This is a genomic window from Sphingomonas gei (assembly GCF_004792685.1).
GTDB classification, from domain to species: Bacteria; Pseudomonadota; Alphaproteobacteria; order Sphingomonadales; family Sphingomonadaceae; genus Sphingomonas; species Sphingomonas gei.
Genome location: NZ_SRXT01000004.1, coordinates 181309 through 200762, shown reverse-complemented (window position 1 = coordinate 200762; position 19454 = coordinate 181309). Strand labels below are relative to the sequence as shown.

Annotated in this window: 20 protein-coding genes; 10 read left to right on the top strand and 10 right to left on the bottom strand. The window is 65.8% G+C overall.

The features are described 5' to 3' along the window. Nucleotides 1-209: 209 nt before the first annotated feature. The 4 genes from E5A73_RS10750 (at nt 210) to holA (ending at nt 5001) form a co-directional block, all read left to right on the top strand. The gene (locus E5A73_RS10750) at nt 210-644 is read left to right on the top strand and encodes a DUF3576 domain-containing protein (protein WP_135963835.1); all 435 of its coding nucleotides are present in this window, start codon (nt 210-212) and stop codon (nt 642-644) included. A 117-nt stretch (nt 645-761) separates the two neighbouring features. Further along, nucleotides 762-3473, top strand: coding sequence for a leucine--tRNA ligase (gene leuS, locus E5A73_RS10745; protein WP_135963834.1), 2712 nt, complete (start codon nt 762-764; stop codon nt 3471-3473). Further along, nucleotides 3470-3988: an LPS assembly lipoprotein LptE gene (gene lptE / locus E5A73_RS10740; RefSeq protein WP_135963833.1), complete on the top strand. Its 519-nt coding sequence runs from the start codon at nt 3470-3472 to the stop codon at nt 3986-3988. Before leuS ends, lptE begins: the two co-directional genes overlap by 4 nt. Continuing rightward, on the top strand, nt 3985-5001 hold the full coding sequence (gene holA, locus E5A73_RS10735) for a DNA polymerase III subunit delta (protein ID WP_135963832.1): 1017 nt from the start codon (nt 3985-3987) through the stop codon (nt 4999-5001). Before lptE ends, holA begins: the two co-directional genes overlap by 4 nt. 150 nt (nt 5002-5151) lie before the next feature. Here holA and E5A73_RS10730 read toward each other — a convergent pair whose 3' ends face one another. From E5A73_RS10730 to E5A73_RS10705, 6 genes are read right to left on the bottom strand one after another with little or no spacing between them, the layout of a single operon-like run. Next, the gene (locus E5A73_RS10730; RefSeq protein WP_135963831.1) at nt 5152-6042 is read right to left on the bottom strand and encodes a ParB/RepB/Spo0J family partition protein; all 891 of its coding nucleotides are present in this window, start codon (nt 6040-6042) and stop codon (nt 5152-5154) included. Then, entirely contained in the window at nt 6039-6824 is a 786-nt protein-coding gene (locus E5A73_RS10725; protein ID WP_135963830.1) for a ParA family protein, read from the bottom strand. The genes E5A73_RS10730 and E5A73_RS10725 overlap by 4 nt, the downstream gene beginning before the upstream one ends. Continuing rightward, the gene (gene rsmG, locus E5A73_RS10720; RefSeq protein ID WP_135963829.1) at nt 6821-7444 is read right to left on the bottom strand and encodes a 16S rRNA (guanine(527)-N(7))-methyltransferase RsmG; all 624 of its coding nucleotides are present in this window, start codon (nt 7442-7444) and stop codon (nt 6821-6823) included. The genes E5A73_RS10725 and rsmG overlap by 4 nt, the downstream gene beginning before the upstream one ends. Then, on the bottom strand, nt 7441-9273 hold the full coding sequence (gene mnmG, locus E5A73_RS10715; RefSeq protein ID WP_135963828.1) for a tRNA uridine-5-carboxymethylaminomethyl(34) synthesis enzyme MnmG: 1833 nt from the start codon (nt 9271-9273) through the stop codon (nt 7441-7443). The genes rsmG and mnmG overlap by 4 nt, the downstream gene beginning before the upstream one ends. 57 nt (nt 9274-9330) lie before the next feature. Further along, nucleotides 9331-10620 carry a tRNA uridine-5-carboxymethylaminomethyl(34) synthesis GTPase MnmE gene (gene mnmE, locus E5A73_RS10710; RefSeq protein ID WP_135963827.1) on the bottom strand — a complete coding sequence of 430 codons (1290 nt, stop codon included), beginning with the start codon at nt 10618-10620 and terminating at the stop codon, nt 9331-9333. 1 nt (nt 10621) lies between these two features. Next, complete coding sequence (locus E5A73_RS10705; RefSeq protein WP_135963826.1) at nt 10622-10849, bottom strand: DUF6489 family protein; 228 nt, start codon at nt 10847-10849, stop codon at nt 10622-10624. Nucleotides 10850-10898: 49 nt separating this feature from the next. Between E5A73_RS10705 and E5A73_RS10700 the strand changes: the two genes are divergently transcribed. Beyond that, complete coding sequence (locus E5A73_RS10700) at nt 10899-11378, top strand: methylated-DNA--[protein]-cysteine S-methyltransferase (RefSeq protein ID WP_135963825.1); 480 nt, start codon at nt 10899-10901, stop codon at nt 11376-11378. Continuing rightward, the gene (locus E5A73_RS10695; RefSeq protein WP_135963824.1) at nt 11375-12070 is read left to right on the top strand and encodes a dienelactone hydrolase family protein; all 696 of its coding nucleotides are present in this window, start codon (nt 11375-11377) and stop codon (nt 12068-12070) included. Before E5A73_RS10700 ends, E5A73_RS10695 begins: the two co-directional genes overlap by 4 nt. A gap of 289 nt (nt 12071-12359) precedes the next feature. On the opposite strand, the gene E5A73_RS10690 is transcribed toward E5A73_RS10695, so the two are convergent. The 4 genes from E5A73_RS10690 to hemE form a co-directional block, all read right to left on the bottom strand. Further along, entirely contained in the window at nt 12360-13082 is a 723-nt protein-coding gene (locus E5A73_RS10690) for a TerC family protein (RefSeq protein WP_135963823.1), read from the bottom strand. Between the two features lie 156 nt (nt 13083-13238). Continuing rightward, on the bottom strand, nt 13239-14495 hold the full coding sequence (gene rho, locus E5A73_RS10685; RefSeq protein WP_100282918.1) for a transcription termination factor Rho: 1257 nt from the start codon (nt 14493-14495) through the stop codon (nt 13239-13241). A gap of 198 nt (nt 14496-14693) precedes the next feature. Continuing rightward, nucleotides 14694-15146, bottom strand: a complete 453-nt coding sequence (locus tag E5A73_RS10680; protein WP_135963822.1) for a CopD family protein — start codon at nt 15144-15146, stop codon at nt 14694-14696. Continuing rightward, complete coding sequence (hemE, locus tag E5A73_RS10675) at nt 15143-16177, bottom strand: uroporphyrinogen decarboxylase (protein WP_135963821.1); 1035 nt, start codon at nt 16175-16177, stop codon at nt 15143-15145. Before hemE ends, E5A73_RS10680 begins: the two co-directional genes overlap by 4 nt. A 462-nt stretch (nt 16178-16639) precedes the next feature. Here hemE and E5A73_RS10670 point away from each other — a divergent pair, with 462 nt between their 5' ends. Genes E5A73_RS10670 through coaE form a run of 4 tightly spaced genes read left to right on the top strand, consistent with a single transcriptional unit; the run spans nt 16640 to nt 19450 of the window. Further along, on the top strand, nt 16640-17461 hold the full coding sequence (locus E5A73_RS10670) for a pyruvate, water dikinase regulatory protein (protein WP_206366460.1): 822 nt from the start codon (nt 16640-16642) through the stop codon (nt 17459-17461). After that, a complete protein-coding gene (locus tag E5A73_RS10665; RefSeq protein ID WP_135963820.1) occupies nt 17458-18054 on the top strand; it encodes a Maf family protein in 597 nt (198 codons plus the stop codon). Before E5A73_RS10670 ends, E5A73_RS10665 begins: the two co-directional genes overlap by 4 nt. Next, nucleotides 18051-18860, top strand: coding sequence for a shikimate dehydrogenase (gene aroE / locus E5A73_RS10660; protein ID WP_135963819.1), 810 nt, complete (start codon nt 18051-18053; stop codon nt 18858-18860). Before E5A73_RS10665 ends, aroE begins: the two co-directional genes overlap by 4 nt. Continuing rightward, nucleotides 18857-19450: a dephospho-CoA kinase gene (coaE, locus tag E5A73_RS10655; RefSeq protein WP_135963818.1), complete on the top strand. Its 594-nt coding sequence runs from the start codon at nt 18857-18859 to the stop codon at nt 19448-19450. Before aroE ends, coaE begins: the two co-directional genes overlap by 4 nt. Nucleotides 19451-19454 lie beyond the last annotated feature (4 nt).

Genomic DNA, 19454 nt, shown 5'->3' with positions numbered 1-19454 from the left:
GTAGAGGGCCGTACCATGATTCGGAAGCAAGGTTCCACAGGCTGCTGAAATTTCGTGCCACTGTTGCCCGATGCCCACAGGTTTGGCAGCGAATCGCCTGGTTTGCCGGCGAATCGCCGGCGATCGCTGGGAGCGCTGCCGCCTTGCTCCCGCCACACGAGCCCCTATAGATGCTCTCGCTTTATCCTTTCGGGCTTAGGAATGTGTCGATGAACCGCCTGTTGCGCACCGCGATCCTGGGGTCGCTCGCTCTTTCGATCACCGCATGCGGCGGCAACAAGCGCCCCGAGGCCGACCTTGCGGCGTCGCGTGTGACCACGATCGGCGTCAATTCCTATCTGTGGCGCGCGACGCTGGACACGTTGAGCTTCATGCCGCTGCTCCAGACCGATTCGAACGGCGGCGTCATCGTCACCGACTGGTATGTGAACCCGAACACCCCGGCCGAGCGGATGAAGGTCACCGTCACCGTGCTCGACCAGGATCTTCGCGCCGATGCGCTGCGCGTCGCCGCATTGCGCGAAGTCAACCGCACCGGCCAGTGGGTCGCCGCGCCGGTTCAAGCCGCGACCGTCCAGAAGCTCGAGGACATCATCCTCACCCGCGCTCGCGACTTGCGCCGGGCTGCGATCGTCAAGGACTGAGCGGGCCCTTCCTTCGATTGCACCGCGTATCGTGCCTCCGCCTCGCCCGGGACGGGGGTTGATCGCTCATGCGGCGCTGCCTAGTGCCCGGGCAGCAGATTTGAAGGAATTCCGTACGTGTCGCGGTTCAATGCGCTGAAGTCCGATTCGCACTGGCAGAAGGTCTGGGACGAGCGCCGCACCTTCGCTGCGCGCGACGACAGCCCCAAGCCCAAATCCTACGTCCTCGAGATGTTCCCCTACCCCTCCGGGCGCATCCATATGGGGCACGTCCGCAACTATACGATGGGCGACGTGCTCGCACGCTTCCGGCGGATGAAGGGCATGGAAGTGCTCCACCCGATGGGCTGGGACGCGTTCGGCATGCCTGCCGAGAATGCGGCGATGGAAAAGAAGGTCCATCCCGGCAACTGGACCCGCCAGAACATCGCGACGATGAAGGCGCAGCTCAAGCGGCTCGGCTTCGCCCTCGACTGGAGCCGCGAACTGGCGACCTGCGAGCCCGATTATTATGGGCAGGAACAGGCGATCTTCCTCGATTTCTTCGAGAGCGGGCTGGTCTATCGCAAGGAATCGGCGGTCAATTGGGATCCGGTCGACATGACCGTGCTCGCCAACGAGCAGGTGATCGACGGGCGCGGCTGGCGCTCGGGCGCACTGGTCGAGCGCAAGAAGCTCAGCCAGTGGTTCCTCAAGATCACCCAGTTCGCCGAGGAATTGCTGACCGGAGTCCAGCGGCTCGAGCATTGGCCCGACAAGGTCAAATTGATGCAGGAGAACTGGATCGGCAAGTCGGAGGGGCTGCGGTTTCGTTTTGCGCTGGATGGACTTCAGTTGTCTCAGCAACTGGACGTGGCGTGGGCTTCTAATCCAAATCCTGACGCTATCACGGCAGTCCTAAATCAGGTCGAGGTCTTCACCACCCGCCCCGACACGATCTTCGGATCGAGCTTCGTCGCGATCGCTGCGGATCATCCGATCGCGCAGGCGCTCGCCGCCGGAAACTCCGAAGTGCAGGCGTTCATCGAGCGCTGCAAGCAGGGCGGGACCACCGCGGCCGAGCTCGAAACGCAGGAGAAGCTTGGCTTCGACACCGGCCTACGCGCCACGCATCCCTTTGATCCTGCTTGGCAATTGCCGGTCTATATCGCGAACTTCGTGCTGATGGATTACGGCACCGGCGCGGTGTTCGGCGTGCCCGCGCACGACCAGCGCGACTTCGAATTCGCGACCAAATACGGCCTCCCGATCTTACCACAGCACTTGCCAGCTGGAATCCGATACGACGCAGAGCGCAAAGTAGCTTTTGAACGTGACGAAGAATCCGATGAGAACGTCTTCTATCACGACTTCAACGAAGCGGCCTTGGAGATCAAACCTTCCGAAGGTCGCGAACAAGAATATCTCGATCCACGGATGGAGAAGATTCTCGTAGATAGCGGCGCTAACTTTTTTGCATCAATTCCTGCTGCTGTTCGAGCCGTTATAGCGCTGGCTGAAAGTCAGGCCTGGGGCACCGGTACCACCGTATGGCGGCTGCGTGACTGGGGCGTCAGCCGCCAGCGTTACTGGGGCACGCCGATCCCGATCATCCACTGCGAGAGCTGCGGCCCGGTCGGCGTGCCGCGCGGACAACTCCCGGTGGTACTGCCCGAAGACGTGTCGTTCGATGTCCCCGGCAATCCGCTCGACCGGCATCCGACGTGGAAGCACGTCAACTGCCCGAAATGCGACGCACCGGCGCGGCGCGAGACCGACACGCTGGACACCTTCTTCGATTCCTCCTGGTATTTCATACGCTTCGCCAGCCAGCCGGCCGACAAGCCGTTCGACAAGGCGGTTGCCGAGCAATGGCTGCCGGTCGGCCAGTATATCGGCGGAGTCGAGCATGCGATCCTCCACTTGCTCTATGCTCGCTTCTTCACCCGTGCGCTCCAGCATATCGGCAAGCTCGACGTGGCCGAGCCGTTCGCCGGGCTGTTCACCCAAGGCATGGTGACGCACGCAACATATTCTATTCCCTCGCTTCTCGACCCCCCTCAGCCACCCATGTGGCTGTCTCCAGATGAAGTAGACATCCGACCCGACGGCAGCGCTGTCGCCAAGGACACCGGAACGGCGGTCGATATTGGCCGCATCGAGAAGATGTCCAAGTCCAAGAAGAACACCGTCGATCCCGAACCGATCGTCGACCAATACGGCGCCGACGCGGTGCGCTGGTTCATGCTGTCGGATTCGCCTCCCGAGCGCGACCTGGAATGGAGCGAGAACGGCATCGAAGGCGCGTGGCGCTTCGTCCAGCGTCTGTGGCGGCTGTTCGACGGGGTGGAAGACGCGCCAGAAGCTATTGGCGGCCAGGACAAGGATCTCGACCGCAAGCTGCATCGCACGATCCATGGCGTCGCCGGCGATATCGAGGCGCTGACCTTCAACAAGTCGGTCGCGCGGCTCTACGAGCTGGTCAATGCCGTCGAGAAGGCTGCACCTTCGGCCTCGCGCTCTAATGCGATCCGCACGATCGTCCGAATCGTCGCGCCGATGGTGCCGCATATCGCCGAAGAGGCCTGGGCCGCGATGGGCGAGGACGGGCTGATCGCCGATGCGCCCTGGCCCGAAGTCGACCCGGCGCTGCTGGTCGACGATGAAGTCACGATCGCGCTGCAAGTGAATGGCAAGCTGCGCGATACGCTGGTAATGCCCAAGGGCGCGCCGAACGAAACGGTCGAAGCTGCGGCACTTGCCGCCGACAAGGTCGTTCGTGCGCTCGAGGGCAAGCCGCCCAGGAAGGTGATCGTCGTGCCCGACCGTCTGGTGAACATCGTCGCATGAGGGCCGCGGCTTTCCTATGCGTGGCGGCGTTGACGCTGTCGGCCTGCGGGCTCCGTCCGCTGTATAGCGGCGGCAGCGGCGGCACGGTCGCGTCGACACTGGCCTCGGTCCAGGTCGCGCCGATCGAAGGGCAATCGGGCTGGCTGGTATCCAACGCGCTGCGCGACCGGTTGAACGCCGGCGACACGACGGCGCGCTATCGCCTGGAAATCCAGCTCGACGACCAGATTTCCGGGCTCGGCGTGCGCCGCGACGACAGCGTCGCGCGCGAGCGGCGGGCTTTGCGCGCGCGCTATCAATTGGTCGATCTCGCGAGCGGCGCCGTAGTGCTGGATGCTACTGCGGGTTCGGATGCCGGTATCGACGTGGTCGGCTCCGAATATGCGACGATCGCTGCCGAACGGACCGCTTTGGAGCGACTTTCGGGGATCGTCGCCGATCAGATCGTCGCACGCGTGGCGCGCTATGCCCAATCGGAGTCGGTCCCCGCGCCTGCGGGCGCCGCAGCGCAATGAAAGCCAGCGCGGGGCAGATCCGCGCCGCCGTCGACAAGCCCGATCCTGCAACCCGGCTCTATCTGTTCCACGGCCCCGACGAAGCCGGCGCGGCCGAGCTCGCCGCACGGCTGGGCCGTGCGCTGGGACCCGAGGCCGAGCGCATCGACGTGGACATGAAGGCACTTCGCGAGCAGCCGGGACGGCTGGCGGACGAAGCCGCGTCGCTCTCGTTGTTCGGCGGCGCGCGCTATGTGCGGCTTTCGGGCGTAGACGAAAGCGCGGGCGAGGCTATCGGCCTGCTGCTCGCCGCGGAGCGCGCGGGCAACCCGGTGATCGCGATCGGGCCGGGGCTCAAGGCCAGCGGCAAGCTGGTCAAGGCGGCGATCGCCACGCCCGCGGCACTCGCTTTCGCCTGCTATGTTCCCGAGGGGATCGACGCGGCGCGGCTGGCGACGACGGTGGCGCGCGAGCACGGCCTGCGCCTCACCGGCGACGTGCCCCAGCGGCTTGCCTCGGCGACTGGGGGCGATCGCGCCATCCTTGCGCGCGAGATCGAGAAGCTCGCCCTCTATCTCGATGCCGCGCCCGAGCGGCCGCGCGATGCCGACGGCGAGGCGCTCGACGCGATCGGCGCCGATCTCGGCGATACCGAGCTGTTCCACGCGATCGACGCGGTGCTCGACGGACGTGTCGGCGAAGTCGGCGCCGAACTGGCCGGACTGGGCGATGGCGTGGCGGTGCCGCTGATGCGCCAGCTGTCGCGCCGGCTGATCACCTTGGCCGAACTGCGCAGCGACATGGACAAGGGCGCGAGCGTCGAGGACGTGCTCGAGAAGCACCGCATCTTCTTTCGCGAAAAGGCGGCGACCGGGCGTGCGCTGCGGCGCTGGAATGCCGCCCAGATCGCGCGGGCGATCCAGCGCGTGCGCGAGACCGAGCGCGCGCTGATGCATTCGGGGAGCGCCGGCGAAGTGCTCGCCGAGGCGGAGTGCACCGCGATCGCTCGCGCGGCCGCGCGAGCGCGGGGCTGAGGCTAGGGTAGGGTCTGTGATTCAGGCTGATTCTTGTCCCCTGCGAAAGCAGGGGTCCAGGGTCACAAGCGGGGCGCTATGGGCTCCTGGCCCCCCCTGGCCCCGTGCTTTCGCAGGGAATGACCTGCTTTAGCTCAGGGGGAATCGACTCTAGATGCGCTCGCCGGTCAGCCGCTGGCACACCATGTCGAGCTGGTCGAGCGTCGAATAGCCCAGCGTCAGCGTCCCACCGCCCTTGGGGCTATGCCCGATCTTGACGTGGAGACCGAGCACGTCGCCCAATTGCCGCTCCAGTGCCTCGATATCGGCGTTGCGGCTCGCCCCCACCCCGCTCTTGCGCTGCGTGGCGGGCTTGGCCTCGCGCGCGAGCTTCTCGGTCTCGCGAACCGACAGGCCTTTCTCGGCAACGGTGCGTGCGAGCCTCTCGGCGTCAGCGGTGCCGATCAGCGCGCGGGCATGCCCCATTTCGATCGCACCGGTTACCACCATTTCGCGGACTGGTGACGGAAGATCCAGCAATCGCAATAGGTTGGCGACATGACTGCGCGATTTGTGAACGAGCTTGGCAAGCGCTTCCTGAGTGTGCCCGAACTCACCGATCAGCTTCGAATAGGCCTCAGCTTCTTCGATCGCATTGAGATCCTCGCGCTGGATGTTTTCCACCAGCGCGATTTCCATCGTCTCCGCGTCGGTCAGTTCGCGGACAAGAACGGGGACTTCGTGGAGCCGGGCGCGTTGCGCCGCGCGCCAGCGGCGCTCGCCCGCGACGATCTGGTAGCTATGGCCGTGCGGCCGAACGACGATCGGCTGGATCAGCCCGCGCGAAGCGATCGACTCTGCAAGATCGTTTAGCGCGGCCTCGTCGAAATGCCGGCGCGGCTGCCCCGGATGCGGCGCCATCGCGCTGACCGGCAGCATGCGCACGCCTGAACCGCTACCGCGCTCGGAAGAGCCAGACACCGGCGCTTCGGAGACGTTGTCCCCCAGCAACGCACTGAGGCCGCGGCCGAGGCCGTGTTTGCGGGGGGCAGGTTCGTTCATGCGGCTTTCCTGAGCTTGGGCAGACGCTCGATCACTTCGCGGGCGAGCGCGATATAGGCCTCCGAGCCGGCGCAGCGATAATCGTAGATCAGCGCCGGCATGCCGTGGCTCGGCGCCTCGGACAGCCGGACGTTGCGCGGGATCACCGTATCGAACACAACCTTGCCGAGCACGGCGCGGACATCGTCTGCGACCTGGTCGGTCAGGCGGTTACGGCGGTCGTACATCGTCAGCGCAACCCCGAGGATAGACAGTCCAGGATTGAAGCGGCTGCGGATGCGGTCGATCGTGCTGAGCAATTGGCTGAGCCCCTCTAGCGCAAAGAACTCGCACTGGAGCGGAACGAGCAGCGCATGGGCGGCAACCATCGCATTGATCGTGAGCAAACCGAGCGACGGCGGGCAATCGATCAGCACGACGTCCCACCTGGCCGGGGCGTGGCGCGCAAGTGCCGCATCCAGGCGATGCGTGCGCGCCTCGAACTCGATCAGTTCGATCTCCGCGCCTGACAGATCCTGCGTCGCCGGTACGATATCGAGCCGGGGTACCTTCGTCGGAATTGCGACTTCGTCGAGGCTCGCGCTGCCGACCAGCAGGTCATAGGTCGAATGCTGGTCCCGTGCTGCCCGTCCGATGCCGAGCCCCGTCGAAGCGTTGCCTTGTGGGTCGAGGTCGAGCAACAAGACGCGCATGCCGGTGGCGGCCAATGCCGTCCCGACATTGATCGCAGTGGTGGTTTTGCCCACCCCGCCCTTCTGATTGGCGATCGCAATGCAGATCATCTGGGCCGCACCCCTCGGGCGATCACGATGCCGGATTCCGGCTGCGTGATACTTGGTTCCACGTGGAACGTACCTTGCCATTTCCCGCGCGCGGCATCCACCTCCGATTGCGCGCTCCGCCCCTTGGGTAGCAGCCAGATTGTGGACAAATCGGCGCAGTGCGCGGCTGAACGAAGCAGTTGGGACAGCTCCGATACCGCGCGAGCGGATATTATCGCGACCGGCTCGTCAGGGCGATAGGCCTCTGCCTTGGACATTTGAACACTGACCCTGGCTTCGAGATTCAGTTCCCTGACCACCGCCGCGAGAAACTCCGCCCGCCTAGCGCGCGGCTCGCAAAGCGCTACGGGCCGGTCCTGGAGGATCGCCGCGACAATGCCCGGCAAGCCCGCGCCACTTCCGACGTCCAGCCACATTCCCGATGGCGCGTCTCCAGCCAAAGGCACGAGTTGCGCCGAATCGACGAAGTGGCGCGACCATATCGAGTCCAAAGTCGACGCCGAAATCAGGTTCTGAATCGGCGCTTCCGCAAGGAGAAGTTCACCATAGCGCTGGAGCACTGTTTCACGTGAAACACCAAATCGATCGCGGATCCAGCTTCGTGCCTGCGCCTCGTTCACGCTGCGGATTTCCGCGCATGCATCAGGACGGCAGACAGCGCGGCCGGGGTGACGCCGCGGATCCGCGCCGCTGCGCCCAGAGTCTCCGGGCGCGCCGCATTGAACTTCTCCACCATCTCGACCGACAAGCCCGGGATGGCACTGAAGTCGAGATGCGCACCCAAACGGACATTGTCGTTCGCCCGCAATTGTTCAACCTCAGCGCTCTGGCGTTCGAGATAGGGCGCATACCGCGCGTCCTCGATAAACTCCGCAAGCATCGCAGGATCGGCGTCCAGGCCGTCCGACACATGGGCGAACTCCACCCCTGGGAAGCGCAACCATTCCTTTGCCGAGCGCCGCGCACCGTCGAGCCCGACCGGTGCGCCGCGCGCATGCACCGCGGAAGCCGTGAGCAACGCTTCGAAATGGCGGTCGAGCTGCGCCCGGCTATCCAGGCGACTCGCACGCCGGGCGAGCCGCTCGCGCCCGAGCAGGCCAAGCTCGGCCGCAGCCCCGCCCAGGCGGGTTTCGGCGTTATCGGCACGCAAACGCAGCCGGAACTCGGCACGCGCGGTGAGCATGCGATACGGCTCGGTAACGCCCTGCAGCACCAGATCATCGACCATGACACCGAGATAGCTGGTCGCCCGGTCCAGCGTGAGCGTATCGAGCCGTCGGGCGAAGGCGGCCGCATTGGCACCCGCCACGAGCCCCTGCCCCGCCGCCTCTTCGTAACCGGTGGTGCCGTTGATCTGCCCGGCAAAATAGAGCCCGGGTATGGCGGGCAGCGCCAAATTCGCGTTCAGCGCCCGCGGATCGATATAATCATATTCGACGGCATAGCCGGGAGTGACGATCCGAGCACGCTCAAGGCCCGGCACCGATTTGACCATCGCCTCCTGCACATCGACTGGCAACGACGTGGACATGCCGTTGGGATAGACGAGATTGGTGTTCAGACCCTCGGGTTCGAGGAATATCTGATGGCCGTCACGGTCGCCGAACCGGTGAATCTTATCCTCGATCGAAGGGCAATAGCGCGGGCCCTGGGCATGGATTGCACCGGAAAACAAGGGCGAGCGGTCGAGGCCCACGCGGATCGCATCGTGCGTCGCCTGGTTGGTCCGGGTCACGCCGCAGTGAAGTTGCGGGAGGACTCGCCCCTTGCTCATCGGCGACATCGTCCAGAGATCCGCGTCGGAAGGTTGCTCGGCCACGCGCGCCCAGTCGATCGTACGTCCGTCGAGCCGCGGTGGCGTCCCGGTCTTTAGCCGCCCCACCGGCAGCGCAAGCGCGTGAAGCTGCGCCGCGAGCCGCGTCGCCGCCCCCTCGCCAACTCGGCCACCCAGCTCGCGCTCTTCACCCCGAAAGATTCGTCCGCCCAGAAACGTGCCGGTGGCGAGCACGACGGCCGCAGCGACGAGCCGGGTGCCGTCCGCCAAGCGAACCCCGGCTATTTTGCCGCCAACCAGCTCCAGCGCATCCGCCTCGCCCTCGACGAGTTGGAGGCCGGACTGCGCGCCGAGCATCGCCTGGATCGCCGCAGCGTAGCGCAAGCGATCCGCCTGCACGCGCGGGCCTTGTACTGCAGTGCCCTTGCTGCGGTTGAGCATCCGGTAATGGATTGCGGCGGCGTCGGCCGCCCGGCCGATCAGCCCATCGCAAGCGTCGACTTCGCGGACGAGATGCCCCTTGCCCAAGCCGCCGATCGCCGGGTTGCACGACATGGCGCCGAGCTTGGTCAAATCGAAGCTGAGCAGGGCAGTGCGCGCGCCGCGACGCGCCGCCGCAGCCGCAGCCTCGGTGCCGGCGTGGCCCCCGCCGATTACGATTACGTCGAATTGCATATGTGCGCGGTACCGACTCAGATCGGCCGCGTCAAAACCGTTCCACGTGGAACATAGCTATTTGCCGATGCAAAACCGCGAAAACAGCGAATCGAGCATTGCCTCGACATCGGTCCTGCCGGTGATCGAATCGAACGCGCGGCGCGCTCCGCGTAGTTCCTCGGCGACCAGCAGCAGATCATGTTGCGCCGCAGCAATTGACAAAGACCTCGCCGCCGCACCGGCCAAGTCGCGCTGTCGGGCATTGAACGCGATCAAATCCGGTGGCGGCAACAGATCGCCCGCAAGAGCGTCGAGACGCAACCAGAGCGCGTCCACTCCCTCACCGGTCACTGCCGAGAGTGCGATGTCGCGCGCCGGAAGCGCCTCTCGCCCAGGAACGTCGCAGCGCGGATTGAGCCAGAGGAACGTGGGATGCGGCGGGGGACTTTCGTCGCCGAGCCACAACACTATGTCGGCCTCGTCGAGCGCTGCCCTCGCCCGCCCGACGCCGATTGCCTCGATCGGATCCGTCGACGAATCGGTGAGCCCGGCCGTGTCGATCAGCAGCCAGGCGGTGCCGTTCCGCACCACCGGCGCCTCGATCCGGTCGCGCGTGGTGCCGGCGATCGGCGAGACGATCGCCGCGTCGCGCTCGATCATCGCGTTGAGCAAGGTCGACTTCCCCGCATTGGGCGGGCCCGCCAGCACGACGCGCAGTCCGTCGCGAAGCCGTTCGGTCGGCGGCCGTGCCGTGACTTCCGCAATGTCCTGCGCGAGCGCCGCGGCTTCCGCACGAATCGCGTCGAGCGAGTCGGCACTGCCCGCCACGTCGTCCTCGTCGCTATGGTCGAGTTGCGCCTCCACCTGAGCCGCAAGCTGCAGCAACCGCTCCGCCCATTGCTCGACCTGCCGGCGCACTCCGCCCTCCGCGGCGCGCGTGGCCATTCGGCGCTGCGATTCGGTTTCTGCCATGAGCAGGTCGCCCAGCCCCTCGGCCTCGCTGAGATCGAGCCGCCCGTTGAGCAAGGCGCGGCGAGTGAATTCGCCCGGCTCGGCCGCGCGCAGCCCATGGATCGCAGCGAGCGCAGCCTCGACTGCGCGCACCACGGCGCGACCGCCATGGAGATGCAACTCGACCAGATCCTCGCCGCTCGCGCTGCGCGGCCCGGGAAAGGCGAGGATCAGCGCCCGATCGAGCAGTTCGCCATTCGCCGGATCGTGCAGCGGCCGAAGCCCGGCCCGGCGCGGCGCGGGGAGCGTGCCGGCGAGCAAAGCGGCCGCATCGAACGCGCGCGGGCCGCTCAGGCGCAAAACGGCGATGGCGGCGGGCGGCGCCCCGCTCGACACCGCGAAGATCGTATCCATGTCAGCTCTTGTTGCCGCTCTCGAACATCGTCCGCCAGAAGCTCATCGCGCCCTCGCCCATCGGCCCCCAATTGCGCATCATATCCGCCATCCCTTCGGGGGTGCCTTGCTTGTCGACTGCATCCACCATCATCTGCACATAGCGATCGTGCACCGGTGCCAGGTCGGGAAGCCCCATCGCGCGGCGCGCCTCTTCCGGCGTGCAATCGACTTCGACATTGATCTTCACTGCCCATCTCCGTTGCGCGGGCCGCGGAGCGGCTGCTAGGTCTTGCGCCATGTATGCGCGCGACCATGCCCTGATCGCAACGCCCATCGGTGCCATCAGGATCGAGGGCGGCGAAGCCGTGCTGGACGCGATCCGGATCGGTGCCGACGGCGCGCCGGCGTCCGGCAGCACCAGCGCGGTCCGCCTGGCCGCCGAGCAGCTCGCGCAATGGTTCGCGGGCGAGCGCGACGCATTCGACGTGCCGCTCGCGCCCGCCGGCAGCGCCCGCGGCGAGACGCTGCGCAACGGCCTGATCGCGGTCGGCTATGGCGAGACATTGAGCTACGGCGCGCTGGCCCGGGCTTTGGGATCCAGCCCGCGGGCGATCGGCCAGCTCTGCGCGCGCAACCCCTTCCCGATCCTCGTGCCGTGCCACCGCATACTTGGCGGCGGCGGCGCGCTCGGCGCGTATTCGGCCGGCGACGGCCCGAGGACAAAATCCTGGCTGCTCGAGCACGAGCGGCAGCATTCGAAAAGGACAATGCTATGAGCAACCTCGGCATCGACGCCAGCGACGGCAGCGGCAGCTTCACGGCCTATGTCGCCGAGCCGGAAGGCCCCGCACGCGGTGCGATCGTGGTGATTCAGGAGATTTTCGGCGTCAATCCGGGGATCCGCAAAAAGTGCGACGCCTGGGCAGCGAAAGGCTATGTGGCGCTCGCGCCCGACTTGTTCTGGCGGCTCGAGCCGGGCATCGAGCTCGACCCGGACGTACCCGCGCAATTGCAGCAGGCGTTCGACTGGATGAACCGGTTCGATCAGGGCAAGGGCATCGAGGACCTCGAGGCCGCAATCAAGGCGGCGCGCGGCAAATTGGGGAGCCGCAGCGTCGGAGTCGTCGGCTATTGCCTCGGCGGACGGCTCGCTTTCATGTGCGCGACACGAACCGATTCGGACGCCACCGTCTGCTATTATGGCGTCGGCATCGACAATCTGCTCGGCGAGAAGCACGCGATCGCCAACCCGGTGCTGCTCCACGTCGCCGGCGCCGATCATTTCGTCACCCCCGACATTCAGGCGAAGATGCACGAAGCCCTAGACGACCATCCCAAGGTGACGATCTTCGACTATCCGGGCGAGGATCACGGCTTCGCGGCGGAGATGGGGGCGCGTCGCTCGGAAAAGGCGGCAGAGCTCGCGGATGCGCGGACCGCGGCGTTTTTCGCCGAGCATATCGGCTGAGCGCGGTTGACCGCCGCTTGACGGGTCAACAGGTTTTGCGTGCGGTTGACTCAAGCCGCCAAAGCCGTCCTCCAAATTATAGACCGTGTAATCAGGTAGTTGTAGCGCGGTTAGCCAGGAGTTGCGGCGAATTGGGCCGGCAAGGCGCAAGTGGGGACCAACCCTTTGGTTGGTTCCGCTTCGGCTGATACGACGATGTCAAAGAGCGGCATGCGCATGCGTGCCGCTCTCATACCAGCGCATCAAATCCTACATTGCAACCACTCGCTTGCCAGCGGCTACCGTCGCCTCAGGCGAAGAAGCTGATGATCCCCGGAGTCTGATGGCTGCCGATCCAGCCTTCGTAGATCATCTTCCCGGCGACGAAGACAATCACCGCGAGCCCGAAATAGGCGATCCAGCGATAGCGGTCGATCAGCTTGGCGATGAAATTGGCGGCCAGCCCCATCAGCGCGACCGAGAGCAATAGGCCGACGACGAGGATGCCGGGATGCTCGCGCGCCGCGCCGGCGACCGCGAGGACATTGTCGAGGCTCATCGACACGTCGGCGATCGCGACTGCCCAGGCCGCCCCCGCGAAGCTGCGTGCCGAGCGCACGCCCGAGCGTTCGTCGCCGTGAATCTCTTCCGAGCCATGGCTCTCGCCGGCATGGCGGATCTCGCGCCAGAATTTCCAGCTCACCCACAGCAACAGCAAACCGCCGGCGAAGATCAGCCCGACGATTCCCATCAGCCAGCTGACCACCAGAGCGAACGCGATCCGCAGCACAAGTGCCGCGCCGATGCCGATCAGGATGACTTTCTTGCGCTGCTCAGCCGGAAGCCCCGCGGCGAGCGCGCCGACGACGATCGCATTGTCGCCGGCGAGTACCAGATCGATCATCAGCACCGATCCGAACGCGGCGAGCCGCGCCGGATCGCCGAGATTGGAGAAATCGGCGACGATATGGTGCCAGATGTCGAGCGGCGAACCGATGGCGGTGACGGCGGCGCTGAGGATCAGGTCGAGCATGGGCACCTCCTAGCGGCGGCTGGCGAACTGGCAACCAAAACACGTCATCCCGGCCGAAGTGCCGGGATCCACGGTGCCGCATGCGAAGGACAGGAGGCGCTTGCTTTTCGGCAAGCCGCGCGATGGACCCCGGCACAAGGCCGGGGTGACACTAAATTACTGATTCATCGAGTCGAAGAAGTCCTCGTTGGTCTTCGAATCCTTCATCTTGTCGAGCAAGAATTCCATCGCGTCGATCGTGCCCATCTGCATGAGGATGCGGCGAAGCACCCACATCTTGGTGAGCTTCGCCTTGTCGACGAGCAATTCTTCCTTGCGGGTGCCCGATTTGCCGACGTCGAGCGCCGGGAAGATGCGCTTGTCCGCCACCTTGCGGTCGAGGACGATTTCCGAATTGCCGGTGCCCTTGAACTCTTCGAAGATGACTTCGTCCATGCGGCTGCCGGTGTCGATCAGCGCGGTGGCGATGATCGAGAGTGATCCGCCTTCCTCGATGTTGCGCGCGGCGCCGAAGAAGCGTTTCGGGCGCTGGAGCGCGTTCGCGTCGACACCGCCGGTCAGGACCTTGCCCGACGACGGGACCACGGTGTTGTAGGCGCGGCCGAGGCGGGTGATCGAATCGAGCAGGATCACCACGTCCTTCTTGTGCTCGACCAGGCGCTTGGCTTTTTCGATCACCATTTCAGAGACTTGCACGTGGCGCTGCGCGGGCTCGTCGAAGGTCGAGGAGATCACTTCGCCCTTCACGCTGCGCTGCATGTCGGTGACTTCCTCGGGGCGCTCGTCGATCAGGAGCACGATCAGGAATACCTCGGGATGGTTCTCGGTGATCGCGCGGGCGATGTTCTGGAGGAGAACCGTCTTGCCGACGCGCGGCGGCGCGACGATCAATGCGCGCTGGCCCTTGCCCTGTGGCGCGACGATGTCGATCACCCGCGCCGACTTGTCCTTGATCGTCGGGTCGAGCGTGTCGAGGGTCAGCTTGCTCTCGGGATAGAGCGGGGTGAGATTGTCGAAATTGACGCGGTGGCGGACGGCCTCGGGATCGTCGAAATTGACCGAGACCAGGCGAGTCAGCGCGAAATAGCGCTCGCCGTCCTTCGGGCCGCGGATCTCGCCTTCGACCGTATCGCCGGTGCGCAGGCCGAATTTACGGACCTGGTTGGGCGAGACATAGATGTCGTCGGGGCCGGCGAGATAATTGGCCTGCGGGCTGCGCAGGAAGCCGAAGCCGTCGGGGAGCACTTCGATCGTGCCCTCGCCCATGATCTGCTCGCCATTCTCGGCCTGGGCCTTGAGGATCGCGAACAGCAGATCCTGTTTCCGCAGCGTCGACGCGCTCTCGACGCCGAGCTCCTCGGCCATCGAGACCAGTTCGGCTGGCGGGGTCTTCTTGAGTTCCTTGAGATGCATGGGGAGTCCGAATGCTGGGAAGCTATTGGGGGAGCGTCGGTCGGCGGATGCGCACGATTGGCGATGCTGGGAGGAAGGAACCGCCGCCCGAAGAAGCGTGGTCTGAACTGCGAATTAGGTGCGGCGCGGGCGCAAGTCAACGGGCGTCACGCCGATCCTGCGCAGGAAAATTGCCGAATGTCCGTCAACACCGCAAATTTAGAACGGTTTGACCACTGCCAGCACGACGATGAATATCACTGCGAATGCCGGCACCTCGCCCAGCAGCCGCAAGTTCCGCGGCGATGTGCTGCCCTGCCCCCGGGCAAGCTTCTTGGCATAGCCGACTGCCCAGCCGTGATACCCACTCAGCGCGACGACGAAGAGCAATTTGGCGTGGAGCCAGCCCAACCCCGGCTGACCGTCGAGCAACCCGATATTTACCGCAAGCGCGATGCCCAGCAGCCAGACCGCGCCGATCGACGGGCCGAGGATCATCCGGCGAAGCAGTGCCTCGCGCCTTTCCCACGCCGCCGCCTCGGGCGTACCGAGCGCTTCCTGATGATGGACGAGGTAGCGCGGCAGCAGGAACAGCCCCGCCATCCAGAAGATGACGAAGATGATATGGGCTGCCTTGACCCAAAGATACGCATTGCCGAGCCAGCCGGTCATCCCCGCACCCTCCGCAGCAATTGCTCGACATGCGCGATCGGCGTGTCGGGCAGGATGCCGTGGCCGAGATTGAACACATGCGGGCGATCGGCGAAAGCCGAAAGGATCCGGTCGACAGCGCTATCGAGCGTCGCACCCCCGGCAATCAGCGCGAGCGGATCGAGATTGCCCTGGACCGGCATGTCCGCCGGCAGCGATGCATGCGCCCAGTCGGGATCGACGGTTTCGTCGACGCCGATCGCATCGACCCCGGTTTCGCGCGCATAAGCCGGCAGCTTGCCGCCCGCGCCCTTGGGGAAACCGATCACCGGCACGTGCGGCGCGCGCTGGTGGAGCGCTGCCACGATCCGCGCAGTGGGCGCGATCACCCATTGCTCGAACTGGGCAGGCGACAGGCTTCCCGACCAGCTGTCGAATAATTGAACCGCCTCGACCCCGGCAGTGATCTGGCCGAGCAGATACGCGATCGTGCAATCGGCGATGCGATCGATCAGCGCCTGCATCAGCCCCGGATCGCGATAGGCCAGCCGCCGCGCCTCGGCCTGTTCGCGGCTGCCCTGTCCCGCGATCATATAGGTCGCGACGGTCCAGGGGCTCCCGGCAAAGCCCAGGAAGCCGGTCTCAGCAGGCAATTGCGCCGCTACCCGCCGGACGGTGCCGTAGATCGGCTCGAGCTTGTCAGGCGCGGCCTGAAGCGCCTCCAGCACATTGCGGGCCTGGACGGTTGGCGCGAGCCGCGGACCTTCGCCGGTTTCGAACCAGAGATCCTGTCCGAGTGCCATCGGCACGATGAGGATGTCGGAAAACAGAATTGCGCCGTCCATCCCGAAGCGGCGGATCGGCTGCAGGGTGATCTCGGCGGCGGAATCCGGATCCATCGCCAGCGCGAGGAAGCCGCCTTTCTCCTCCCGCAGCGTGCGATATTCGGGGAGATAGCGACCGGCCTGGCGCATCAGCCAGATCGGCGGGATCGGCTGGCGCTCGCCCTTCAGGGTCGCGAGCAAGGGCTTGTGGACGGATGGTACGTGCATTTGGGCGTCTCTGCCCGGTCCAGCGCCGGGACGAAAGCGGAATTGGGCTTCCTGTCCGTTCGCCCTGAGCCTGTCGAAGGGCGGCCATCCGCTGGGCCATCCGCAGCACAGGTGCTTCGACAAGCTCGGCACGAACGGAAGCGTGAATCCGTCCCGTTCCGGCGAACCCACTATCTATAAAGAAGAGAATCTAAGGATTGTTGGAGATAGTAGGGGCGTGGAAGCCGGGGCTTAGCCATTTGCCCGGATATCGCCCACAGCTTGACTCGTCCGCTCCCGCGGCGCGCCTCGGATTCGAGTCCGCGCTCCCCGCTTTTCACAGGCTGTGGACCGGAACGCCGGGCTGGGGACGGGATTGTGGAAGAAGCTGCACCGATCCCGCGGTTTCGGCGCGCTTGGCCGCTGCGCGTGGTTGCGCTAGCGGCTGTCAGCCATGTTCTCCACAGATTCCCTCACCGCCTGATGCGGCTCCATCTCCACTTGCTCTCGGACTCGACCGGCGAGACGCTGGAGAATATCGCCAAGGCGGCGCTGGCGCAGTTTGACGATGTCGAGACGCTGCGCCATTTCTGGCCGATGGTGCGCAGCGAAGCGCATCTCGAGCGAATCCTGCAGGAAATCGCGCAGAATCCGGGGCTGGTGATCTTCACGCTCGTCAACACCGATGTCCGCCGCACGCTGGAGAATCGCTGCCGGGCGATGGGGCTGCCGGCGATCGCGCCGCTCGATCCGGTCAGCCATGCGCTGTCCGGCCTGCTCGGCCAGGAAGCCAAAGCGCGCCCCGGGCGGCAGCATACGCTCGACGCCGCCTATTTCGCCCGCGTCGACGCGATCCAGTTCACCATCGCGCATGACGACGGCATCGGCGCCGACGATTGGGAGGAATGCGACATCGTCCTCGCCGGCGTGTCGCGTTCGTCGAAGACGCCGACGTCGATCTATCTCGCCAACCGCGGCTACAAGACCGCCAACATCCCGATCGTGGTCGAATCGCCGCCGCCGCCCAATCTGTTCGGGCTGAAGCATCCGCTCGTCGTCGGGCTCACCACCAGCGCCGACCGGCTGGTCCAGATCCGTCGCAACCGTCTGCTGTCGCTCAACCAGAGCCACGAGACGAGCTATGTCAATCAGGAGTCGGTGCAGCGCGAGATCGCGTATGCGCGGCGGATGTTCGCCGACAATGGCTGGCCGGTGATCGACGTGACCCGGCGCTCGATCGAGGAAACCGCCGCGGCGATCATCCAGCTCTGCAACGAGCGCAATCTGCAGGCGCGCGACGCATGAACCTGGTCCTCGCATCGCAGAGCGCGTCGCGTCGGGCGATGCTCGACTCGGCCGGCGTGCCGCACGAAGCGGTGGCCGCGCAGGTCGACGAGGCGACTGCGAAGGAATCGCTGATCGCCGGCGGGATTTCCCCGCGCGACCTGTCCGACGCGCTGGCCGAACTCAAGGCACTCAAGGTGTCCCGGTTGGCGCCGGGCGCGCTCGTCCTCGGCTGCGATTCGGTGGTGGCGCTCGACGACGGCACCTTGCTCGACAAGCCGGTCAGCCGCGAGAACGCCGCCGAGCATCTGCGGATGCTGTCGGGGCGGCATCACGATCTCTACAGCGCTGCGGTGATCGCAGAGAATGGCCATGCGGTGTGGCGGCATGTCGATCGCGCGCGGATGCATGTCCGCCGGCTTTCAGAGGCGTTCATTTCCGAATATCTCGACCGCGAATGGCCCGCGATCGCGGGCTGCGTCGGCTGCTATCGGATCGAGGGTCCCGGCGCGCAATTGTTCAGCCGAACCGAGGGCAGCCATTTCACCATTCTCGGCCTGCCGCTGCTGCCGCTGCTCGACTATTTGCGCGTGCGAGGCGTTTTGACGTCATGACACCCTATGCCGAAGTGATCGGCGACCCGATCGCGCATTCGAAATCGCCGTTGATCCACAAATTCTGGCTCGAAGCGCTGGGGATCGATGGCGACTATAAGCGCTTCCACGTCCCGCCGGAGGAGCTCGCCGACTATCTGGCCGGCGCGTGCGCCGACGCAGACTGGCGCGGGTGCAACGTCACAATTCCCCATAAAGTCGCGATCATGGACCTTGTCGACGATCCGGGCGACGTTCGCGGGACGATCGGCGCCATGAATACGATCCTTCGCGCCGAGAACGGCGCGCTGATCGGCACCAACACCGATGCCGGCGGCTTCTATGCCCCGATCGCCGGGCTCGCTCTCGAAGGGCGGCACGCAGTGGTGATCGGTGCCGGGGGCGGCGCCCGTGCGATCCTGTTCGCGCTTACGAAGGTCGGGATCGGCCGCGTCACCATATTCAACCGCAACGTGCTCAAGGCCGCCGCCTTGCTGTCGAGTTTCGGGATCAAGGGCGACGCGGTGCCGCTCGGCAGTCCGCTGCCGCCCGCCGACCTGCTGGTCAATGCGAGCGCACTGGGGATGAACGGCCAGCCGCCGCTCGACCTCGATCTGGCGCCGCTCCCCGAGCATGCATTGGTGTATGACATCGTCTACGCGCCCCTCGAGACGCGCTTGCTCGCCCAGGCGCGCGACCGCGAGCTCGACACGGTCGACGGGCTCGACATGCTGATCGGCCAGGCCGCGCTGGCCTTCGAACTGTTCTTCGGCGCCGAGCCCCCGCGCGACCGCGACGAGGCGCTCCGGGAATTGCTGACGCGATGATCACGCTCGGCCTCACCGGGTCGATCGGCATGGGCAAATCGACCGTCGCGCGGATGTTCACCGACGAAGGCGTTGCGGTGTTCGACGCCGACGCGATCGTCCATCGGCTGCAGGGGCCCGGCGGTGCGCTGGTCGCGGCGATCGAAGCGGCGTTTCCCGACACCACCGGCGCGCAAGGCGTCGATCGCACGGCACTGCGCGAGGCGGTGTTCGGGGACGAGGCGGCGTTCGCGCGGCTCGAGGCGCTGGTCCACCCCGAGGTCGCCCAGGAACGCGATGCGTTCCTTAAGGCGCATGCGGAGGCGCCGGTGGTGGTGCTCGACGTGCCTTTGCTGTTCGAAGCCGGCGGCTGGGCGAAGGTCGACAAGATCCTCGTTGTCTCGGCGCCGCCCGAGATCCAGCGCGCGCGGGTGCTCGCCCGACCCGGGATGACCGCCGAGCGGTTCGAGTCGATCCTCGCGCGCCAGCTCTCCGATCCGGAAAAGCGCGCCCGCGCCGATTTCGTGATTTCCACCGCCGGGCCGCTGGCGGAGACTCGCGAGGCCGTGCGTGCGGTCCTCACTTGCCTAGCCGCTTCGGCGGGTGGATAAGGCG